Consider the following 18,021-nt stretch of genomic DNA (forward strand, 5'->3'; position numbering starts at 1 on the left):
CATTCGCATCCTTGACACAAAAAATAGCAAAACAGTTGTAGTAGAACGACTTGTACAGAAGTAATAGAAAGCGTATAAATTTTAGAAACTTAAATTTGATAAATCGCCGATCGTCTAAAAAAACGCATTCACAGTAAAGACTAAAGGTTAAGTACGCACGATCAGGCTAAAAGTCTAGGGAAGGGCGCATGAAAAAGGGAATATTACTCGTTTGGATTGACCAGCACCGGCAGATGGTGCAACGGGTGACACTGCCTTTGGTTGTTGTGCTCATGATTTGCATTACTATCCTGTTTAGCCATACCGGGGGGGTAAAACTGGGCTATTCGCATGCCATGTATATACCCATATTATTGGCTGGTTTTGTGTTTGGCTATCGCGGCGGTATTCTGGCTGGCTTGGTTGCAGGTTTCATGCTAGGGCCGTATATGCCGCATGACCTGATTGGTGGTGATTCGCAGAGTGCCGGTAACTGGACATTCAGGCTCACTGTTTTTACCCTGATCGGTTTTCTGGCAGGCCTGACCAGTGATAGTGCACGTGCCTATCAGGAACGACTAAAATGGTTATTGCGACATAATAGTCTAACCAACTTACCCAATCGGCATGCACTGATTAAAAGGCTGGAGCATTATGATGTTACTGGTGATGAAGCACGTAATTTTTTGCTGGTGGTAGTGTGCTGTGAAAATGAAATTGAACTCAAGTCGGCTTTTGGTTCAAGTGTGGTGGAGCAAACCATTTTGCAACTGGCAGCGCGTTTTTCCAGCTTATGTAGTAATGTAGAAATTTTTCACACCGAGGTAAGCCAGATTTCCTTATTATTTCGCCTAAATTATAAGGAAATTGATCCACTGTTAGCCAGTTTATTTGAAGATTCTCGTGAGCCTATACTTTACAATAATATTAAAATTCATATTGATACACGGATTGGTTACTTTATTTTTAATCATGCTGATGAACTGCCGGAGGATTGTGTCAATATGGCAGAAGCTGCACTGATTTTTGCAAAGCAAACCTCCCGTGACATGGTGGCGTATAATCCGGCTATCAAGACTGCAACTGAAGAAAATATCAGCCTGCTGGGACAGCTCAGACATGCGTTAAAGATGGGACAATTGGCGCTGCATTATCAGCCCAAGGTACAAATTGACACGGGAAAGATTTATGGCGCAGAGGCACTGATTCGCTGGGAGCACCCGAGCCGTGGCATGATTCCACCCGTCAAGTTTATACCGCGTGCTGAGCAAAGCACTCTGATTGATGTGATCACCGAATTTGTGCTGGAACAGGCAATTCAGCAGCTTGCAGCATGGCAAAAAGCCGGAATTGATGTGTCGATTTCAGTCAATATTTCTACCCGCAATCTGCTACAGCCGGGTTTTACCGATTTAGTGGTGCGCTTGCTCAACCAGTATGATTTACCAGGTGAGTTACTTGAACTGGAAATTACCGAAGGCTCATTGATGGTGGATGTTGAACATACCATTGACGAGCTTAAACGCCTGACTCAGCTAAAAATTGTAATTTCCATTGATGACTTTGGCACGGGTTATTCATCGCTGCAATACCTGCATCAGTTGCCCATTTCTGTGCTTAAAATTGACCAGTCGTTTGTACGCCGACTACCTGAAGACCAGGGCGCTATTTATATCATGGAAGCAGCCGTCATGCTGGCGCATAATCTGGGATTACAGGCCATTGCAGAAGGGGTAGAAAACAAGCAAATTTACCAGTTTCTGGCCACGCTGGGCTGTGACATGGCGCAGGGATACCTGATTGCCAAGCCATTGCCCGCAGAAAAATTTGCAGAATGGTATAGCCAACATGCAGGCGTTTATCATCATTCCGACAGCACTTCTTAACTGTTCAATATGAATACAACCACGTCTTAAAGCTCAGGGAACCGGCGGCCATAAGGCAGACTGGTTGGGCTGACTGGAAATAATGGCAGTGCCGTAAGCCAATACCTCTACCATACCCCCTTGTTCGCCAATTTCAGTGGTCACTAGCCGTAGCGCCAGAATTTCCGAAGCACCCATTTTCTGGGCCTGTTGCTTGAGTCGTACAATGGCTTCACGTCGCGCACGATCCAGCAGGCTTTCATACGTGGTGAGCGGCCCACCAAAAAAGTTGTGAATCTGCGACCACACCCATTTAAAATAATCATGTGAAATCACCACGCTGGCAGTAACCAGTTGGCCGGGCTGCTGGCGCGTTTCAAAGCGGCGACTACCCAGCCGGATATAACTTAGGGTAGCCTCAGCCGCCAATAGCTCCTGCAAATGCTTGTGTTCAGCGCGACGGCCAAAATACCAGCCAATGCAAAACAGGCAAATAAAAATCACCAGCTTGATTAAAAATTCCATGCCATTAACCTGTTATCAGTGATTAAGAGTTCGGAAATGGTGGCATGTGTTCAGGTTCGGCAATGACGGCGGTGCCATAGACAAATAGCTCGGCGGCGCCCTGTGCAATGCTGGAGGTCGAAAACCGGATACCAACGATGGCATTGGCACCGAGCAGGCGCGCTTTTTCTGTCATACGGCTAATGGCTTCCTGCCGTGATTCTTCCAGCAGTTCGGTATAGGCGGTAAGCTCGCCGCCCACAATGTTTTTCAGGCCCGCCAGAATATCGCGGCCAGCATGCTTGCTGCGAACCGTACTGCCATAAACCACATCCAGTTGTTTGATGATACGATGGCCGGGCAGGCTTTCCAGATTACTTAATAGCAGGTTTGAGGACATAGTGGTTTGTGGGGTATCAACACTGAAGGTGAAGTGAGTGTGCCAAAAAAATAGCTACTCTGCAAAGACCATATCAGCATTAATCTCCCTGTAATTAACTATATATGACATGGCGAGATGAATGCAGGCTGCTCATAGTCAGAGAATAATTTAACCACTACGCCTGTAAAGGTTGCGCGGCAATAAATGCTTGTGCTTCGGCAGCTTGCGGCTGGTAATAGCGCTGGCAAATGGCCTGATAGCGGTTCACTTCCTGCTGCCACTGCTGCTCATTCCACAGTAAAACCTGCTGACATAGGGGCTTAAGCTGTGGCAACAGGCTCATCCCGGCATCAGGTAATAAGTTGCCAGCCCGCAAACGCCTAAGCATCAAATCATCCAGATGCTGCACCATTTCATGCTGTAAAATCCAGCGCACCTGTTGCTCCAGTTCTGCTCCAGTGGCAATACCAGCCAGCGGTTGATCCAATGTCTTTGGCGTATCCAGCTGATGGTTAAAGCAGCGGCCTGTTTTGCCTTTTAACAGGGATTTATGGGTTGCCGCATCAATCATGCCAGCCGCTGCCAAGGCATCCAGCGCAATTTGCCGAAAAGTGGTAAGTTTGCCGCCAGACACAGAAATAATGCCATTGGACTGCCAGACCAGATGCGTGCGTCGTTCCTTTGACGGGTCGCGCCCGGCACCGGAGGCAATGATGGGCCGCACACCAGCCATGGTGGAATGAATATCGCTGCGCTCAAGATCAGCCCCCGGAAATTCATGATTTACCAGCTTTAACAGGTAATCCACTTCCTGCTCGGTGCAAAATGCTTCTTCATCAATATCAAAGCGGTGATCAAGATCGGTTGTGCCAATACAGGTTTCGCCTTTCCAAGGATAGACAAACACGTAGCGCTTGTCATCGGGATGCAGCAGGGTCAAGCAGCTATCAATCGGCAAGCGATCTTTGGCCACAAACAAGTGACTGCCGCGTTGCGGGCGAATACGCGGGGCAGTACCGGATAACTGGTCAGCCCATAGGCCTGTCGCATTAAACACATGCTTGGCCCTAATATGATGGAGAGGTTGATTCCCATGCTTTTGATGGAAAGCAGTAGTGTCGCTAACCTGTAGCAACATACTGCCATCTTCCTGCTGTGCAATGTTAGTTACCTTACTGTAATTACGCGCTGTACCGCCTTCAAGGCATCCTTCCTGAAGCACACGGATGACTAGCCGGCTATCGTCCGTCAATGCATCGGTATAGCGTAAGGCACCCTTAAGCTGTTTCCCATTTAAAGCAGGAAACAGGGTTTTAACCGCATCTGCTTCCAGCCACTCATGATCCTTGATGCTGGCCAGCGCATCATAGGCAATCATCACCATTTGCATGGACAGGCGACCCGGAAACTGGCCTTTGCGAATGGGGAAAAAATACGACATGCGCACCACCAGATCCGGCAATTCCTTGAGCAGGCGCTCACGTTCCTCTAACGAGTGATGGGTGAGTGAAATATCGCCCTGAGCAATATAGCGCAAGCCACCATGTACCATTTTGGAGGAGCGGCTTGAAGTACCCCATGAAAAGTCCTGTTGTTCCAGCAATAAAACCTTAAGACCACGTCGTGCGCTTTCCAGAAAAATACCTGCCCCGGTAATGCCACCGCCAATCACCACCACATCCCAGTGCGTATTGCTCAGCGTCTGCAAGTTAACCTGTTGCCCAAGCATCATTTATTCCTTCTGTTTCTTTATGATTATGTTTAGGGCGTTTAATCATTGCCCTGAAAATCCCTATATATAGAGGTTGCATTATTTGCAATTATGCCCAAGACCCATAGAGGGAGTTTGACAATACATACCGGCTATTGACCAACTATGCCAGAAAACCTGTCAATTATGTAAATTTTTTAGCGTAATGTTTTTAACAAAGACAATTGGCCGTTTTTTAATTTATTTGGCTCAAGCATATTAATTTTTATTTCTTCATCAAAATTTAATAAAACTAGCTTTAACTGTCTACATTCTGATGTGAAAACCATTAATCAATTTTACAGGTAACCTAGTAAATTTATTATTAAGCTAAGCTAAATATTAAATTGAAGTAAAATTACATAAGAATACATTTGTTCACTGAAATGTTTATTAAAAAGACAAATGGTTGTTTGTGTTAGATGTTTTTATTGCTTAAAGAAAATATTTTAAGTAGATTTGTTTCGCCTAAAACTTATTAAAATGTTATAGCAAAGTTTTACTTAATAAGTTTTATTAAGATCAGGATGGGATTGCTTAAGCGTGGTGTCATAACACTACGGCTAAAAAATGCTAGTTAATAATATGGATGTTCTTCTAAGTAATCGCCATTTATTACTAAAAGTATGCTGGCTAATTTGGTTATAAATCAGGGGCATGTGAAAATGACATTTCCAGTATTACCCTTAAAAATTGTTTGCCGCAATTGTGATTACAATACGGTGCTTTATCCGACCCAAGGGAAGTATGATTTTCCGGTTTGTCGTCGCTGTCAGCAGGATGCCTGGAAATACCGCCATGCAAACTTTACCGACAAACTAAAAAAACCCGGGGCATGGCTTCAGAGCCGCTGGATGCATCCGCAACATTAATATGATTTGTCCATCTGCTGCCTAAACACATTATCAATGGCATAGCTGCGGGCAATAAAAAACGGGACAATGCGTCCCGTTTTTTATGGTCTGTCATTAATACATTACATCAACACCCATTAAGGAGCTGTGGATGTTGTGCTAGCCAATGGGGCAGCGGTTGGATTTGCAGGTGTTACTACGGCGCTATCTGCATTAGTATTGGTAGCTGAAAACGCCTGAATACCACCACCCAGTACTTTATACAGATTGATCTGGCTGTTCAGATTAGCCTGCTGCAAAGACAATAAGGCCTGCTGTGCGGCATACTGGCTACGCTGGGCATCCAGTACTGTCAGATAGTTGTCAATACCTGCCCTAAAGCGTGCATTTGACAAGCGATAGTTGGTATTGGTGGCTTCTACCAAACGGGTTTGCGCACTCAAGCGATCATTGATGGTGGCGCGGGTAGCCAGCACATCCTTGACTTCACGAAATGCGGTTTGAATGGATTTTTCATAATTGTTCAGTGCAATGTCCTGATCCACTTCGGCAATCCTGACATTGGCGCGACGGGTGCCCGCATCAAAAATTGGCAAGTCCAGTTGCGGGCCAATACTCCAGACAAATGAACCACTCTTGAACAAATCAGACAAATCCGTACTGGCCAGACCCGCAGAACCGGTCAGGCTAATGCTGGGATACAAGCGTGCCCGTGCTGCACCCAGATTACCGCCTGCTGCACGTAGCTGATACTCGGCATTGGTAATATCAGGCCGGTTTTGCAGCAAGTCACTCGGCAGGCCAGCACCCAATACTGTATTGCGGGTAATCTGGTCAATTTGTGTGGTTGGTAGCAGGTCTGCTGGGATTGGCTGACCAACCAGCAGCTCCAGCAGGTTGCGATCCTGTGCAATCTGGGTCTTGAAGGCAGCAACGTCATTACGCGCTGTTTCAACGCTGATCTGCGCCTGACGCACAGTAACTTCACTGTCTATACCCACTTCAAAGCGACGACTATTCAGGCGATAGGCTTCTTCCTGTGCTTTCAAGGTTTGCTCGGCCAATCGCAACTGCGCCATATCATAGGAAATAGCAGTCCATACCTGAGCAATCTGGCCAATCAGGCTAATTTGCGTGGCATCGCGCGCACTGCGAGTGGCCAGAAAGGTATCCAGTGCAGCATCACGCAAATTACGCACCCGTCCAAAGAAATCCAGCTCATAAGCCGTGACCCCAAGTCCCACAGAATAGGTGGTGTAGGGATCAGGTGCTTGTGTGGTTTCCTGTCGGGTCGCCGATGCGGAGGCATTGACAGTCGGCAGCAGGGCATTATCGCTAATGCGGTATTGCTGGCGTGCCCGTTCAATGTTTAGCACGGTAGTACGCAGGTCGCGGTTATTCGCCAGGCCCAGCGTAATGAGCTGATGCAGGCGACTATCACTGAAAAACTCTTGCCAGCCCTGCGATGCAATGGTGGGGCCATTGGCGCCTTCATAACCATCCGGTAGGTTCTGGTATACCGTGGGTACAGCAACCGATGAACCTGGCTCAGGCCCACGCAGATTCTGACAACCTGCAATTGCCAGAGCCAGCGCACCAAGCGCCAGTCCCCGACCATAAGTTGACCCTGTTAAACGCATGCTTAAGGCTCCTGAGTCTGATCAGTAATACGATGATCTTCTGGTGTAAGCGTTTTGCCCTTAAACAGGCTGCGCACCCAGAAATAGAAAATGGGAATAAAGAAGATACCAAGGAATGTGGCTGAAATCACGCCACCCAGCACACCTGTACCTACCGCGTTCTGGCTACCCGCACCCGCACCATTACTGAGTACCAGTGGCACCACACCCAGACCAAAGGCCAGCGAGGTCATGATAATTGGCCGCAAACGCAGGCGGACGGCTTCCAGAATGGCACTAACCAGACCTTGGCCTTTTTCACGCAGTTCTTCAGCAAATTCAATAATCAGAATCGCATTCTTGGCCGAAAGACCAATCACCGCCAGCATCGCCACCTGAAAGTAAATATCATTATTCAGGTTTTCAAAGCGGGTAAACAGCACTGCGCCCAGAATCCCCAGGGGCACTACCAGCATCACCGCAAAAGGCACAGACCAGCTTTCGTACAGTGCAGCCAGACACAGGAACACCACAATAATTGCCAGTGCATACAATAATGGCGCCTGTTTGCCAGAGGTTTGTTCTTCAAGGGACAGGCCTGTCCACTCATAACCTACGCCTGGGGGCAACTTGGCAATCATTTCCTGCATGGCTGCCATGGCTTCCCCGGTACTTAAGCCCGGTGCCGCATTGCCCTGAATGTTGAGCGATGGTGAGCCATTGTAGCGTTCCAGACGCGGTGAACCGTAGGTCCAGCGACCTGTAGCAAAGGATGAAAACGGTACCATGTCGCCATTGCTGTTACGGACATACCACTTGTTCAGGTCATCAGGATTCATGCGTGAGTTGGCTTCACCTTGCAGGTAAACCCGTTTTACGCGGCCACGGTCAATGAAGTCATTAACATAGCTGCCACCCCAGGCAGTAGTTAATACACTGTTGATGGTTGCAACGCTAACGCCCTGTGCACCAGCTTTGGCATAGTCAATATCGACCTTATACTGTGGTGTGTCTTCCTGCCCGTTAGGACGGACTCCCACCACGGCCTTGCTTTGGCTGGCCATACCCAGCAGCATGTTACGGGCTTCCATCAGCCTGTCATGGCCAATGCCGCCAATATCCTTGAGCTGCAGGTCAAAGCCACCGGCAATACCCAGTTCAATCACCGCAGGCGGCGTAAAGGCAAATGCCATGGCATCCTTAAACTGCGAGAATGCACCCATGGCGCGGCCTGCAATGGCTTTGGCTTTTTGCTCATCAGCCTGACGCTCATCCCAGTCTTTTAAGCGCACAAAGGCAATCCCTGAGTTCTGGCCTGTTCCGCTAAAGCTAAAACCAGCAACTGTAAAGACACCCTGAACCAGATCTTTTTCATTATTCAAAAAGTAGTTCTGGACATGCTCAAGTGACTTGAGAGTGCGTTCCTGTGTTGCGCCAGCTGGCAGCTGCACCATGGAAATAATAATGCCCTGATCTTCTTCCGGCAGAAAAGCCGAAGGCAGGCGCATAAACACCATAGCCAGCAAACCAATCACAGCTATGTAGACCAGACCCAACCATACACTGCGCTTGAGTAGAAAACCCACCCCATTTTGGTAGCGATGACTGGCCTTGTTAAACGTGCGGTTAAACCAGCCAAAAAAGCCGGAACGTTCCTGATGGTCTGCATCGGCACGTTTAAGAATGGTAGCACACAGGGCAGGCGTTAAAATCAGTGCCACAATCACTGACAGCACCATCGAGGTGACCAGCGTGACTGAGAACTGACGGTAAATTACCCCGGTTGAGCCACCAAAAAAGGCCATTGGAATAAATACCGCAGACAATACGGTTGTAATCCCGATCAATGCGCCGGTAATCTGATCCATTGAGCGACGGGTAGCTTCACGCGGCCCTAGCTTTTCCTCGCTCATGATCCGTTCAACGTTTTCCACCACCACAATGGCGTCATCCACCAGCAGGCCAATCGCCAGTACCATACCAAACATGGTCAGGGTATTGATGGAAAAGCCCAGCAGGTTAATGATGGCAAACGTCCCTAGAATGACCACCGGTACGGCAATGGTTGGAATGATGGTGGCACGCCAGCTTTGCAGGAACAGGAACATCACCAAGAAAACCAGAATGATGGCTTCGATCAGCGTTTTAACCACTTCCTCAATTGATAGCTTCACAAACGGGGTCGTGTCGTACGGCACCACCACGTCCAGACCTGCCGGGAAAGAGGCTTTGAGTTCATTCACACGCTGATTAACCGCTTCAGCCGTATTTAACGCATTGGCACCGGCTGCCAGACGAATCGCCAGACCACCCGCAGGTTTACCATTATAAAATGAGCTAATGTTGTAATCCTGACTGCCCAGCTCAACCCGTGCCACGTCTTTTAGCAGCACCTGTGCACCATCAGGCATGGTTTTGAGCAGGATATTGCGGAACTCATCAGGAGTTTGCAAACGGCTTTGCGCTGTTACTGTGGCATTTAAGGCCTGACCTTGTACCGCTGGCAAACCGCCCAGCTGACCTGCTGATACCTGTGCGTTTTGTGCCTGAATGGCTGTACTGATGTCCGAAGGCATCAACTGATAGCTCATCAGTTTGGCAGGGTCCATCCAGATGCGCATGGCATACTGTGCACCAAACACGGTAACTTCACCGACACCTTCCACACGGCTAAGCTGGTCAACCACGTTGGATACCATATAGTCGCTGATATCATTTTTGGTCATTGAACCATCTTTTGATATAAAGCCCAGTACCATCATAAAGTTACGGGCAGACTTGTTGACCGTAACGCCCTGACGCTGTACTTCCTGTGGCAACAGCGCCATGGCAGACTGTAGCTTGTTTTGTACCTGTACTTGCGCCGTGTCCGGATCTGTTCCTGCCATAAAGCTCAAGGAAACCGATACCGCACCATCGGATGAGCTGGTGGACGTCATGTAGTTCAGACCATCCAGCCCTTTCATTTGCTGTTCAATAATCTGGGTAACCGAGTCTTCAACCGTTTTTGCAGACGCCCCGGGATAAAACGCATTAATTGCGATGTTGGGCGGTGCAATACTGGGATATTGTGATACTGGCATGCTGAAAATGGACAGCACCCCTGCCAGCATCATAATAATGGCGATAACCCATGCAAAAATGGGTCTATCAATAAAAAAACGAGACATGAATCATCGCTCCTTAAGATTGAGCAGATGTACCAGCGCCTTGTCCAGCTTTCTGGGCTGGCTGACTGGTATTGTTGGTTTGGCCAGCAGATGCTGCACCCTGTGGACTGGAACCTGCCAGCACTGTTTTTACCTTGGCACCCGGTTTTACTTTCAAAATGCCTTCATAAATTACACGGTCACCGTCATTAACGCCACTGGTTACAATCCATTTATCACCTTGTGTGCCTGCAGTCTGAACATCCTTTAGCTGGACTTCACCCTGAGGACTAACCACATAAATAGTGGCCTGTCCTTGCGGAGTACGCATTACAGACTGCTGGGGAATCAGGTAGGCATTGTTGTTTACACCCTGTACCAGCTTGGCAGTCACATACATGCCCGGCAAGAGCAGGTGAGACGGGTTGGCAAAAATTGCGCGCAAGGTCACGGCACCACTGCTGGGATCAACACTCACGCCGGAAAACGCCAGACGGCCTTCAACAGGGTAGGTGCTGCCATCTTCAAGGGTTAGCTTGACACGGGCGCTGCTATCAGCACCGGACAGCTGCCCCTGATTCATTTGCTGGCGTAAACGCAACAGGTCGGCACTAGACTGGCTAATGTCCACGTAAATCGGATCAAGCTGCTGTACCGTGACCATCGGGTCAGCCTGTCCGGCGGTCACTAGCGCACCAGCAGTTACATTGGAGCGGCTGGTCTGGCCGGAAATTGGCGCACGTACTGTGGCATATCCCAGACTGATATTGGCATTTTCCAGTGTGGCACGGCTGGCAGCTACATCGGCCTGAGCCAGTGCTACCTGTGCGGCAACATCATCGTATTCCTGCTTACTGATGGCATTGGTGCCTACCAGTTGTCTATAGCGGTTTTCCTTCACCTTCAGCGCATTCAGGTTGGCAATCTGGCGATTCAGTGCAGCACGGGCATTGCTCACCGTAGCCTGATAGGTATTGGCATCAATGGAATACAGCGGCTGGCCTTCCCGAACATAACTGCCTTCCACAAACAGGCGTTTTTGTATGATCCCGCTCACCTGTGGACGTACTTCGGAAATCTGGTAGGCGGCTGTACGGCCAGCCAGATCAACCGTTTGTTCTACGGCCTGTTTTTGTGCCACCACCACAGTGACTTCAGGAGGCGGCATTTGCTGCGCTCCTGCTGCCGCTGCACCACCGCCTGTTTGTTCTTTTTTATTACAGCCAGTGAGCGCAACGCTGGCAGCTAACGTCGAGTACACCGCCACACGCGCCCATTGTTTTGCTAACAACATAATTACACCTCATGATTGCCAGCAGAATTGCTGGCGCGATGTTGAAAATGATCTGGTTGAAAAGGATCAAACCGGAAAAAATTAAAATGAATAAACAACCAGCAGAGCAAACCTGACCAGGCAATGCCAAGGCTCCAGCCTGCCAGTACATCGGTTGGAAAGTGTGCCCCCAGATAAAGACGGGATAGCCCCATCGCCATACTCCATACTGCACCAAAGAACAGTACTACTGCTCGCCACGGTGTATTAAAGGCCATAACCCCTAATATTGCGGCCAGTGTCATGGCATATAAACTGTGATTGCTGGGAAAGGAATCCCCGTAAAAAGGTGCAATTTGTTCCCAGACTGCCGGACGCAAACGGGAAAAGCCAGCTTTACAAAGCCAGCCCATACTAACAGCACCACCAAATGCAACCCATGCAAACCAGCTGAAATCTGTACGGTTTTTGCAAAAGGCAACTAGACTGATCAGCAACGTGATGATGATCATGGCAGGCATACCGCCCAGATAAGCCAGCAGCAGCGCCAGTTGATCAAGCATGGGGTTATGCCATGTATGAACGTGCCATAACAGGCCAGTTTCCCACTGTGTTAATGCGGGGTACTGGACAGCAATTGCCGAAAGGATAAACAGTATGCCAGCCAAAACTACAACCATAAATAATCTGGCCGATGCAGCATGCCCTAAATTTTTACCCAATGTTATTTTCACTGTGCTTACCGTTAAGCATAAAAATAATTATTCATCATCTAAGCAGTAAAATTGTACCAGCCAGTACACTTTAATCAAGTCTATTTTTTAAAAATAACTTAAATAATTAAAAAATAATAAGTAACCAGTTATTTTTTAATTATAAAATCGGCCTGCACTGTAAGAAAGTTATCCTGAAATGCAGTTTTCAAAAGTGAGATGAAGATTTATCTTCAAGTGAAGTTATGGTCTTTTCTTCTTTAGGCGGCCAGAAAAAATCGGAAGGCCGGGTCATAAAATGGGTGAGTAGCAGACGTAACAGCGGACGCCATTGCTCATATTTCACCTGACGCGCGCGCAGGGCAACAAACAGGGCCAAGCCAAAACTCACCAGCAGGTTGGTTAAGCCAATCAGCATAACCCCCAGAAATGACACCACCACCAAACCAATATCCGGCATGCCATTGACACACATCAGACCCTGAATAAAGTTGGCAGACGAAAAGGCAATATGGCGAATATCAATGGGCAACCCCAAAATAAAGCCAATGGTGCCAACACTGCCCAGCATGATACCAAACCAGAAATTACCGGCCAGTGCGCCCAGGTTGCATTCAATATATCCGGCCACCCGATCCAGCCGCTCAGCCCCCAGCCACTGATTAAGTTTAGGGTGTTGGCGCATCCGTGGCCCAATTTTGCGATAAACCGCAAGGTTGTCGTAATAGCCTGCAATCAGCCCAGACAAAAACAGGCACACGCCAGCAATGGCAGCATGCGGAATAGCCAATGAGGTAAACGGATTAATATTATGCAGCAGGTATTCAGCCTTTTGCGGGGAGAGCAACGGCTGCCCCGTGCTCATCTGCCAGAACGAGGTAATAATAAAGGCGGTGGGCATGGCAATTGAAATATTGCCCAAAATGGCCACAAACTGGGTGCGCATGATGTTGACCGTCAGTTCTGCCAGCTCCGCCATTTGCGCGGCGCGGTTGCCAATATTTTGCTGAACAGTAGCTGCCAGTGCTGCAGCTGTCATGGCTGGCTGTTTGGTCGCAACAGTAAAATGCAGGATATGAATCAGCATAAACCCCAGCGAGTAGTTCATGCTGTAAATAAATGCCTGACTTAACGGCGCCAGTGTTAGCCGGCCTGCCAGAATCTTCAGAGTAGACATGGTGGCAATAATCATGCCGGCACCGGCTGCCGAACGGTACATGTCCACAAAGCCCTGTTTGTCGGTACTGACATAATGTCCGCCAGTACGACTGGCATTTTCTGTTACCTGCCGGGCCAGCAACTCGGTATTGGCAGACACCAGCCCACGAATACTGGTGGCATCCAGTTGGGTTTTGCTCAGTTGGCGTAGCAGGGCAATCAGCGAGTCCTGTACCTGAATCGCATCATCCAGTAATAAATAAAACAGCAATTCAATGCGGGTCAGACATTGATCCATTTTAAGTAAAATATTGGTCAGGCTTAGGCTTACCCCACTGCGCCGCGTACCACGTTTGATACGGCTCAGTACATCACTACATTGGTCCAGCATCACCAATGCCTGTTTTTCATCAGGGAGTATTGGCGGCCAGCGCAGGTTTTCTTCTGAGGTATATTCGCGATAGCGCTGGATAAAATCCAGAATTTCACGGTTTTGAATTAAAAAAGGTGATTCATATTCATTCAGGTCGGGATAGGCATGGGCAAATTCAGGATCAAGGCTTAAAGCCGTAATCCGGTACGAAATCACCATCATGGCATTCAGTACCTGTTCGCGTGCCTGTACCCGCAAGTCAATTCGTCCATATGGCTGGATAATCAGGGTCATCAGCTCCTGCCAGCAGGCCAGATCAATATGATCCAGCCATACCGGGTCATAGCGGTGACAGAAAACCTGGCGGAATAAGTCGCTTAACTGGGACTGGTCACGCAGCGGTGGCAGAAAATGATTGCCAATCCGCCGAGTGAGTTCACTAAAAAAGCTTTCATTGCCCAGCAGTGTACTGTCCGCATACAGGCTAATCTGCTGGTAATTGGCCAGCGTTAACATAATATAGTCATGCAATATGGTGGCATGATGCGGCTTGGTAATTAATAGCTCAATCAGCTCGCCCAGCCGATCCTGAATTTCTTCTTCATCATAGGCATCTTTTGGGCGCAGGCGTGCTACCAGTTCAACCAGCGTTTCCGGTGTGGCTTGGGTAAAATCTCCTTGTTTTAACTGTGCCTCCATGCTCTCAAACAGATCATGAAATTGAATATGCATAACAGACATGGTTCCGGAATAAAAAAATATAACGCATCAATGGTTTTAACTAATACGGGTCAGGGCTAAACGGGCAAGATTCTCCAGTGCCTGCCGATAAATTGAATCAGGCAGACTGCCCAGCGCAGCAACGGCATTATGCGTCTCCTCCGTTGCACGCTTACGACAATAATCCAGCGCACCAGAATCCTGCACAATGCGGATAATTCGGTCCAGCGATTCTACGCCACCGGTTTGTATGGTTGTTTTTAATAATTGTTGTTCATCAGGTGTTGCATTCATCAGGGCAGCGATCAGCGGCAGGGTCGGTTTGCCTTCCATTAAATCATCACCGATGTTCTTGCCCAGTATGTCTGCATCGGATGTATAGTCCAGAATGTCATCCACTATCTGAAAGGCATTACCAAAATGCCCAGCATAGGCTTTTAGTGCCGCACGGTGCTGCGGCTGACCCGCCAGAATTGCAGCACCTTCAGTCGCCAGTTCAAACAGGCGTGAAGTCTTGCCATGAATAATTTTCAGGTAAGTGGCTTCATCGGTATCCGGGTTATGCTGGTACTGTAACTGCAACACCTCACCTTCGGCAATTTCACAGGTACCGGATGAAAATTCCTGCAATAAGGTAAAGTCTTTTAAGCTCACCAGCAGGTCAAATGCACGCGCAATCAGGTAGTCACCCACCAGTACCGCCGTTGCATTATTCCAGGTGGCATTGGCGGTTGGACGACCACGGCGCAGGCCGGATTCATCTACTACATCATCATGCACCAGCGTGGCGGTATGCAGCATTTCAATAATGGCTGCCAGTCGCAAACTGGCCTCTTTATTCACATTGTTATCCACATTGCTACAGGCACGCGCCGCCAGCAGACACATCAGGGGACGCATGCGCTTGCCACCAGCTTCCACCACGTAGCGACTAACCGACATCACCAGAGGCACCTTGGAATTAATGCCAGTTTGAATAAAATGATCCATTGCAGCAAAGTCGCTAGCGACAGGGGCAAGAATATCCTGTTTGAAATCAACCATGTGTTTTAAAAACCCTAAAAATGCATTGTATTTTATAAGCTGCTAAATACTGTTATACCCAAAAACGCTGCAAAAAACCAAGCGGTCAGGCTGTCACCTGCCTAAAGTCCTAACCCTCAAGCAACTGCTATATGCAGGTTATGCTAACCAGACAAAAACACAACTTCCAGTATTATATTCAACAGTTTATTTTTAATTAAGGTAATAAAACCAAAGCCTAAGCAGCAATATGGTTAAAAGCCCACAAAAGACCTTGTCAAAGCCCAAGCCTTTGCCTAAAATACGTCCCCTTGCAAGTACCCCCAGTGGCGTTCGTTTTAAGATCGATAAAATCCGTTATCGGCACGACGACACGGGCATGATGGAGTACATTCATGTACGCAGTAATTCAAAGCGGCGGCAAGCAGCATCGTGTTGTTATTGGCGAAACGCTAAAAGTTGAACTGTTAAAAGCTGAAACTGGCTCAACCCTTACATTTGATGATGTACTGATGGTTGTAAATGGCGACAGCATTCAAATTGGTGCACCAGTAGTTGCTGGCGCTACCGTAACCGCAGAAGTGCTTGGTCATGGTCGTCACGACAAAATTCGCATCGTTAAAATGCGTCGTCGTAAACACTACCGTAAGCAGCAAGGTCACCGTCAATGGTTTACCGAGCTGAAAATTACCGGTATCGACGGCTAATCATACGAGGAGTATAAGACATGGCTCACAAGAAAGCTGGTGGATCCACACGTAACGGTCGTGATTCCAATCCAAAGATGCTGGGTGTTAAAGTTTACGGCGGTCAAACTGTTGTTGCTGGTAACATCATCGTGCGTCAACGTGGTACAGAATTCCATCCAGGTGCAAACGTAGGTCTTGGTCGTGACCATACCCTGTTTGCAACTGCTGATGGTGTAGTTAAGTTTGAAGTTAAAGGCGCTTTTGGCCGTCGCTACGTGACTGTAGTGTAATATTTCACTGTCTACACAGATAAAAAGCCCGCTACTCTAGCGGGTTTTTTATTATTCAGCATTAAAATTTCTCTGTGGTAAATAAACAAATCCAATAATGTGGATAAGGTATTACAAAATATTTCATAAATAAGCTGCATTTTATTCAACATTCGAAAAACATTGACATTTTTACCATTCAATACACAGTTGTAACCTAGAATATTCACAGTTTAATTGGCATATTTACTGTTGTTGAATCAATACATTGCTTTAAGGGTATCTTATGAAAACGATTAAAAATACGTTACTTACCACACTATTGACCACCAGTGTATTCTTCACGCCTGCTGTTATTTTCAGTGCCTATGCAGCGCCTGCCCAGAATAGTAATCAGATTAGTGAAAGTGCAGCTACAGCCAGTTTGAACCAGTACCTGTCACGTCTTGGCAGTATGCAGGCCAGTTTTGTGCAAACCACGCAAGCAAGTGGCAAAGCACCCGCACGACCAATGGCCAATCAGGGCCTTAAAAGCACCCACTTGAACCAGAAATTTGTTGGCACCATGCAGGTAAAGCGGCCTGGCCAGTTTCGATGGGAAACCACCAGTCCTGCCAAACAACTCATTGTGACCAGTGGCAAAACAGTCTGGATTTATGATCCTGATCTTGAGCAGGCTGTACGCCAGAATCTGGATGAGCAGGTGGGCAATACGCCAGCACTGCTATTGTCCGGGCAGCCCGGCACCATTATGAAATCATTCCGGGTAACCCAGCCTAATGCAAGCGAGCCTTATTTTGTGCTGTATCCAAAAAGTGAGGATGGCGTGTTTGAAAGCCTCGGAATTCGTTTTACTAATAACGCACCAGCTCAGATGATTTTAAAAGATTCCTTGGGTCAGCAAACCACCATTAACTTTAATAATGTCAAATTAAACCCGGCACTGAGCAATAATGCATTTAATTTTACGCCGCCGAAAGGTACCGATATTATTGATCAGTAAATTGTTTTAGATAAAAAGAAGCCTGCTTTAAACAGCAGGCTTTTTTATAGGCAACGCGGATAGTGAAACAACTGGTTCTATAAATTTTAAAATATATTCAATAGACTTCTTTCATAAGTTGTACCAACTCGCCTTCGACAGGCTCAGGCAGCGTTGGTTGAGCTTGTCAAAACCAGACTTTCGCAAAAGATCTAATATCCTAGACAATTAAAACAGGGAGATTCATCAATGAAAAATAGTATGGATTATCACTTTTATATTAATTATACAATTCAGCAGGAAGGCTTACAGGAGGCCGCAATTAAAGAAATCTGTCGCATTCATGACTTATCAATAGCAGAGTTCCTCAATGAATTTTCAAGGACTGTGGCTTTAGATTATTATTTAAAAAAACGTGATTATGAGGATTGCGACATTGCTATGAATGGTATTTTTGCATGCTTAATAGACTTTAGCCTATCCCATGATATGTTAGAACCTGCTTATTCAATTTTTCTTGCATTTGATGATGGTGAGTATCGTCGCTCCAAAGATGCTGTTTCAGTTGATCCTGGTGAAAAATATACATGGCCGCAAATTATAAATATTTTAAAAGAATACCAAGTGATATAGCAATAAAAGCAGAATATTTCACCTTTCATGACTCGCTATTAAAGCTAGGCAATAGACTATATTTTCAATTGTCTAGCCTTTACACT

General features: G+C 47.3%; 15 protein-coding genes. 6 read left to right on the forward strand and 9 right to left on the reverse strand.

Going from position 1 to position 18,021, the window contains the following annotated elements:
- Nucleotides 1-188 precede the first annotated feature (188 nt).
- Nucleotides 189-1,865, forward strand: a complete 1,677-nt coding sequence (locus E2B99_RS01245; protein ID WP_134243191.1) for a putative bifunctional diguanylate cyclase/phosphodiesterase — start codon at nt 189-191, stop codon at nt 1,863-1,865.
- A gap of 33 nt (nt 1,866-1,898) precedes the next feature.
- Here the strand turns inward: E2B99_RS01245 and E2B99_RS01250 are convergent, their stop codons facing one another.
- The 3 genes from E2B99_RS01250 to E2B99_RS01260 form a co-directional block, all read right to left on the reverse strand.
- Nucleotides 1,899-2,369, reverse strand: a complete 471-nt coding sequence (locus tag E2B99_RS01250; RefSeq protein WP_134243192.1) for a YbjQ family protein — start codon at nt 2,367-2,369, stop codon at nt 1,899-1,901.
- Between the two features lie 22 nt (nt 2,370-2,391).
- Entirely contained in the window at nt 2,392-2,736 is a 345-nt protein-coding gene (locus E2B99_RS01255; protein WP_026471309.1) for a YbjQ family protein, read from the reverse strand.
- 169 nt (nt 2,737-2,905) lie between these two features.
- Nucleotides 2,906-4,462 (reverse strand): glycerol-3-phosphate dehydrogenase/oxidase, encoded by a 1,557-nt coding sequence (locus E2B99_RS01260; protein ID WP_205669619.1) that lies wholly within the window; start codon nt 4,460-4,462, stop codon nt 2,906-2,908.
- A 683-nt stretch (nt 4,463-5,145) separates the two neighbouring features.
- Between E2B99_RS01260 and E2B99_RS01265 the strand changes: the two genes are divergently transcribed.
- Complete coding sequence (locus E2B99_RS01265) at nt 5,146-5,352, forward strand: hypothetical protein (RefSeq protein WP_134243193.1); 207 nt, start codon at nt 5,146-5,148, stop codon at nt 5,350-5,352.
- Between the two features lie 119 nt (nt 5,353-5,471).
- On the opposite strand, the gene adeC is transcribed toward E2B99_RS01265, so the two are convergent.
- The 6 genes from adeC to E2B99_RS01295 form a co-directional block, all read right to left on the reverse strand.
- Nucleotides 5,472-6,974, reverse strand: a complete 1,503-nt coding sequence (gene adeC / locus E2B99_RS01270; RefSeq protein WP_134243194.1) for an AdeC/AdeK/OprM family multidrug efflux complex outer membrane factor — start codon at nt 6,972-6,974, stop codon at nt 5,472-5,474.
- A gap of 2 nt (nt 6,975-6,976) precedes the next feature.
- Nucleotides 6,977-10,123 (reverse strand): efflux RND transporter permease subunit, encoded by a 3,147-nt coding sequence (locus tag E2B99_RS01275; protein ID WP_134243195.1) that lies wholly within the window; start codon nt 10,121-10,123, stop codon nt 6,977-6,979.
- A 13-nt stretch (nt 10,124-10,136) separates the two neighbouring features.
- Nucleotides 10,137-11,396, reverse strand: a complete 1,260-nt coding sequence (locus E2B99_RS01280; RefSeq protein WP_134243196.1) for an efflux RND transporter periplasmic adaptor subunit — start codon at nt 11,394-11,396, stop codon at nt 10,137-10,139.
- 2 nt (nt 11,397-11,398) lie between these two features.
- Nucleotides 11,399-11,938, reverse strand: a complete 540-nt coding sequence (locus tag E2B99_RS01285; RefSeq protein WP_240687683.1) for a phosphatase PAP2 family protein — start codon at nt 11,936-11,938, stop codon at nt 11,399-11,401.
- A gap of 358 nt (nt 11,939-12,296) precedes the next feature.
- Nucleotides 12,297-14,351, reverse strand: coding sequence for a site-specific recombinase (locus E2B99_RS01290; protein ID WP_134243198.1), 2,055 nt, complete (start codon nt 14,349-14,351; stop codon nt 12,297-12,299).
- Between the two features lie 45 nt (nt 14,352-14,396).
- Nucleotides 14,397-15,383 carry a polyprenyl synthetase family protein gene (locus tag E2B99_RS01295; RefSeq protein WP_134243199.1) on the reverse strand — a complete coding sequence of 329 codons (987 nt, stop codon included), beginning with the start codon at nt 15,381-15,383 and terminating at the stop codon, nt 14,397-14,399.
- Between the two features lie 374 nt (nt 15,384-15,757).
- Here E2B99_RS01295 and rplU point away from each other — a divergent pair, with 374 nt between their 5' ends.
- The 4 genes from rplU to E2B99_RS01315 all read left to right on the forward strand — a co-directional run bounded on the left by rplU (nt 15,758) and on the right by E2B99_RS01315 (nt 17,935).
- A complete protein-coding gene (rplU, locus tag E2B99_RS01300) occupies nt 15,758-16,069 on the forward strand; it encodes a 50S ribosomal protein L21 (protein WP_026471304.1) in 312 nt (103 codons plus the stop codon).
- 20 nt (nt 16,070-16,089) lie between these two features.
- Nucleotides 16,090-16,341 (forward strand): 50S ribosomal protein L27, encoded by a 252-nt coding sequence (rpmA, locus tag E2B99_RS01305; protein WP_026471303.1) that lies wholly within the window; start codon nt 16,090-16,092, stop codon nt 16,339-16,341.
- Between the two features lie 265 nt (nt 16,342-16,606).
- The gene (gene lolA / locus E2B99_RS01310; RefSeq protein WP_134243200.1) at nt 16,607-17,323 is read left to right on the forward strand and encodes an outer membrane lipoprotein chaperone LolA; all 717 of its coding nucleotides are present in this window, start codon (nt 16,607-16,609) and stop codon (nt 17,321-17,323) included.
- A 228-nt stretch (nt 17,324-17,551) separates the two neighbouring features.
- Complete coding sequence (locus E2B99_RS01315) at nt 17,552-17,935, forward strand: hypothetical protein (protein ID WP_076879442.1); 384 nt, start codon at nt 17,552-17,554, stop codon at nt 17,933-17,935.
- The last annotated feature ends 86 nt before the right edge of the window (nt 17,936-18,021 follow it).

This window comes from Alkanindiges illinoisensis, from assembly GCF_004377485.1.
Lineage (GTDB): Bacteria > Pseudomonadota > Gammaproteobacteria > Pseudomonadales > Moraxellaceae > Alkanindiges > Alkanindiges illinoisensis_A.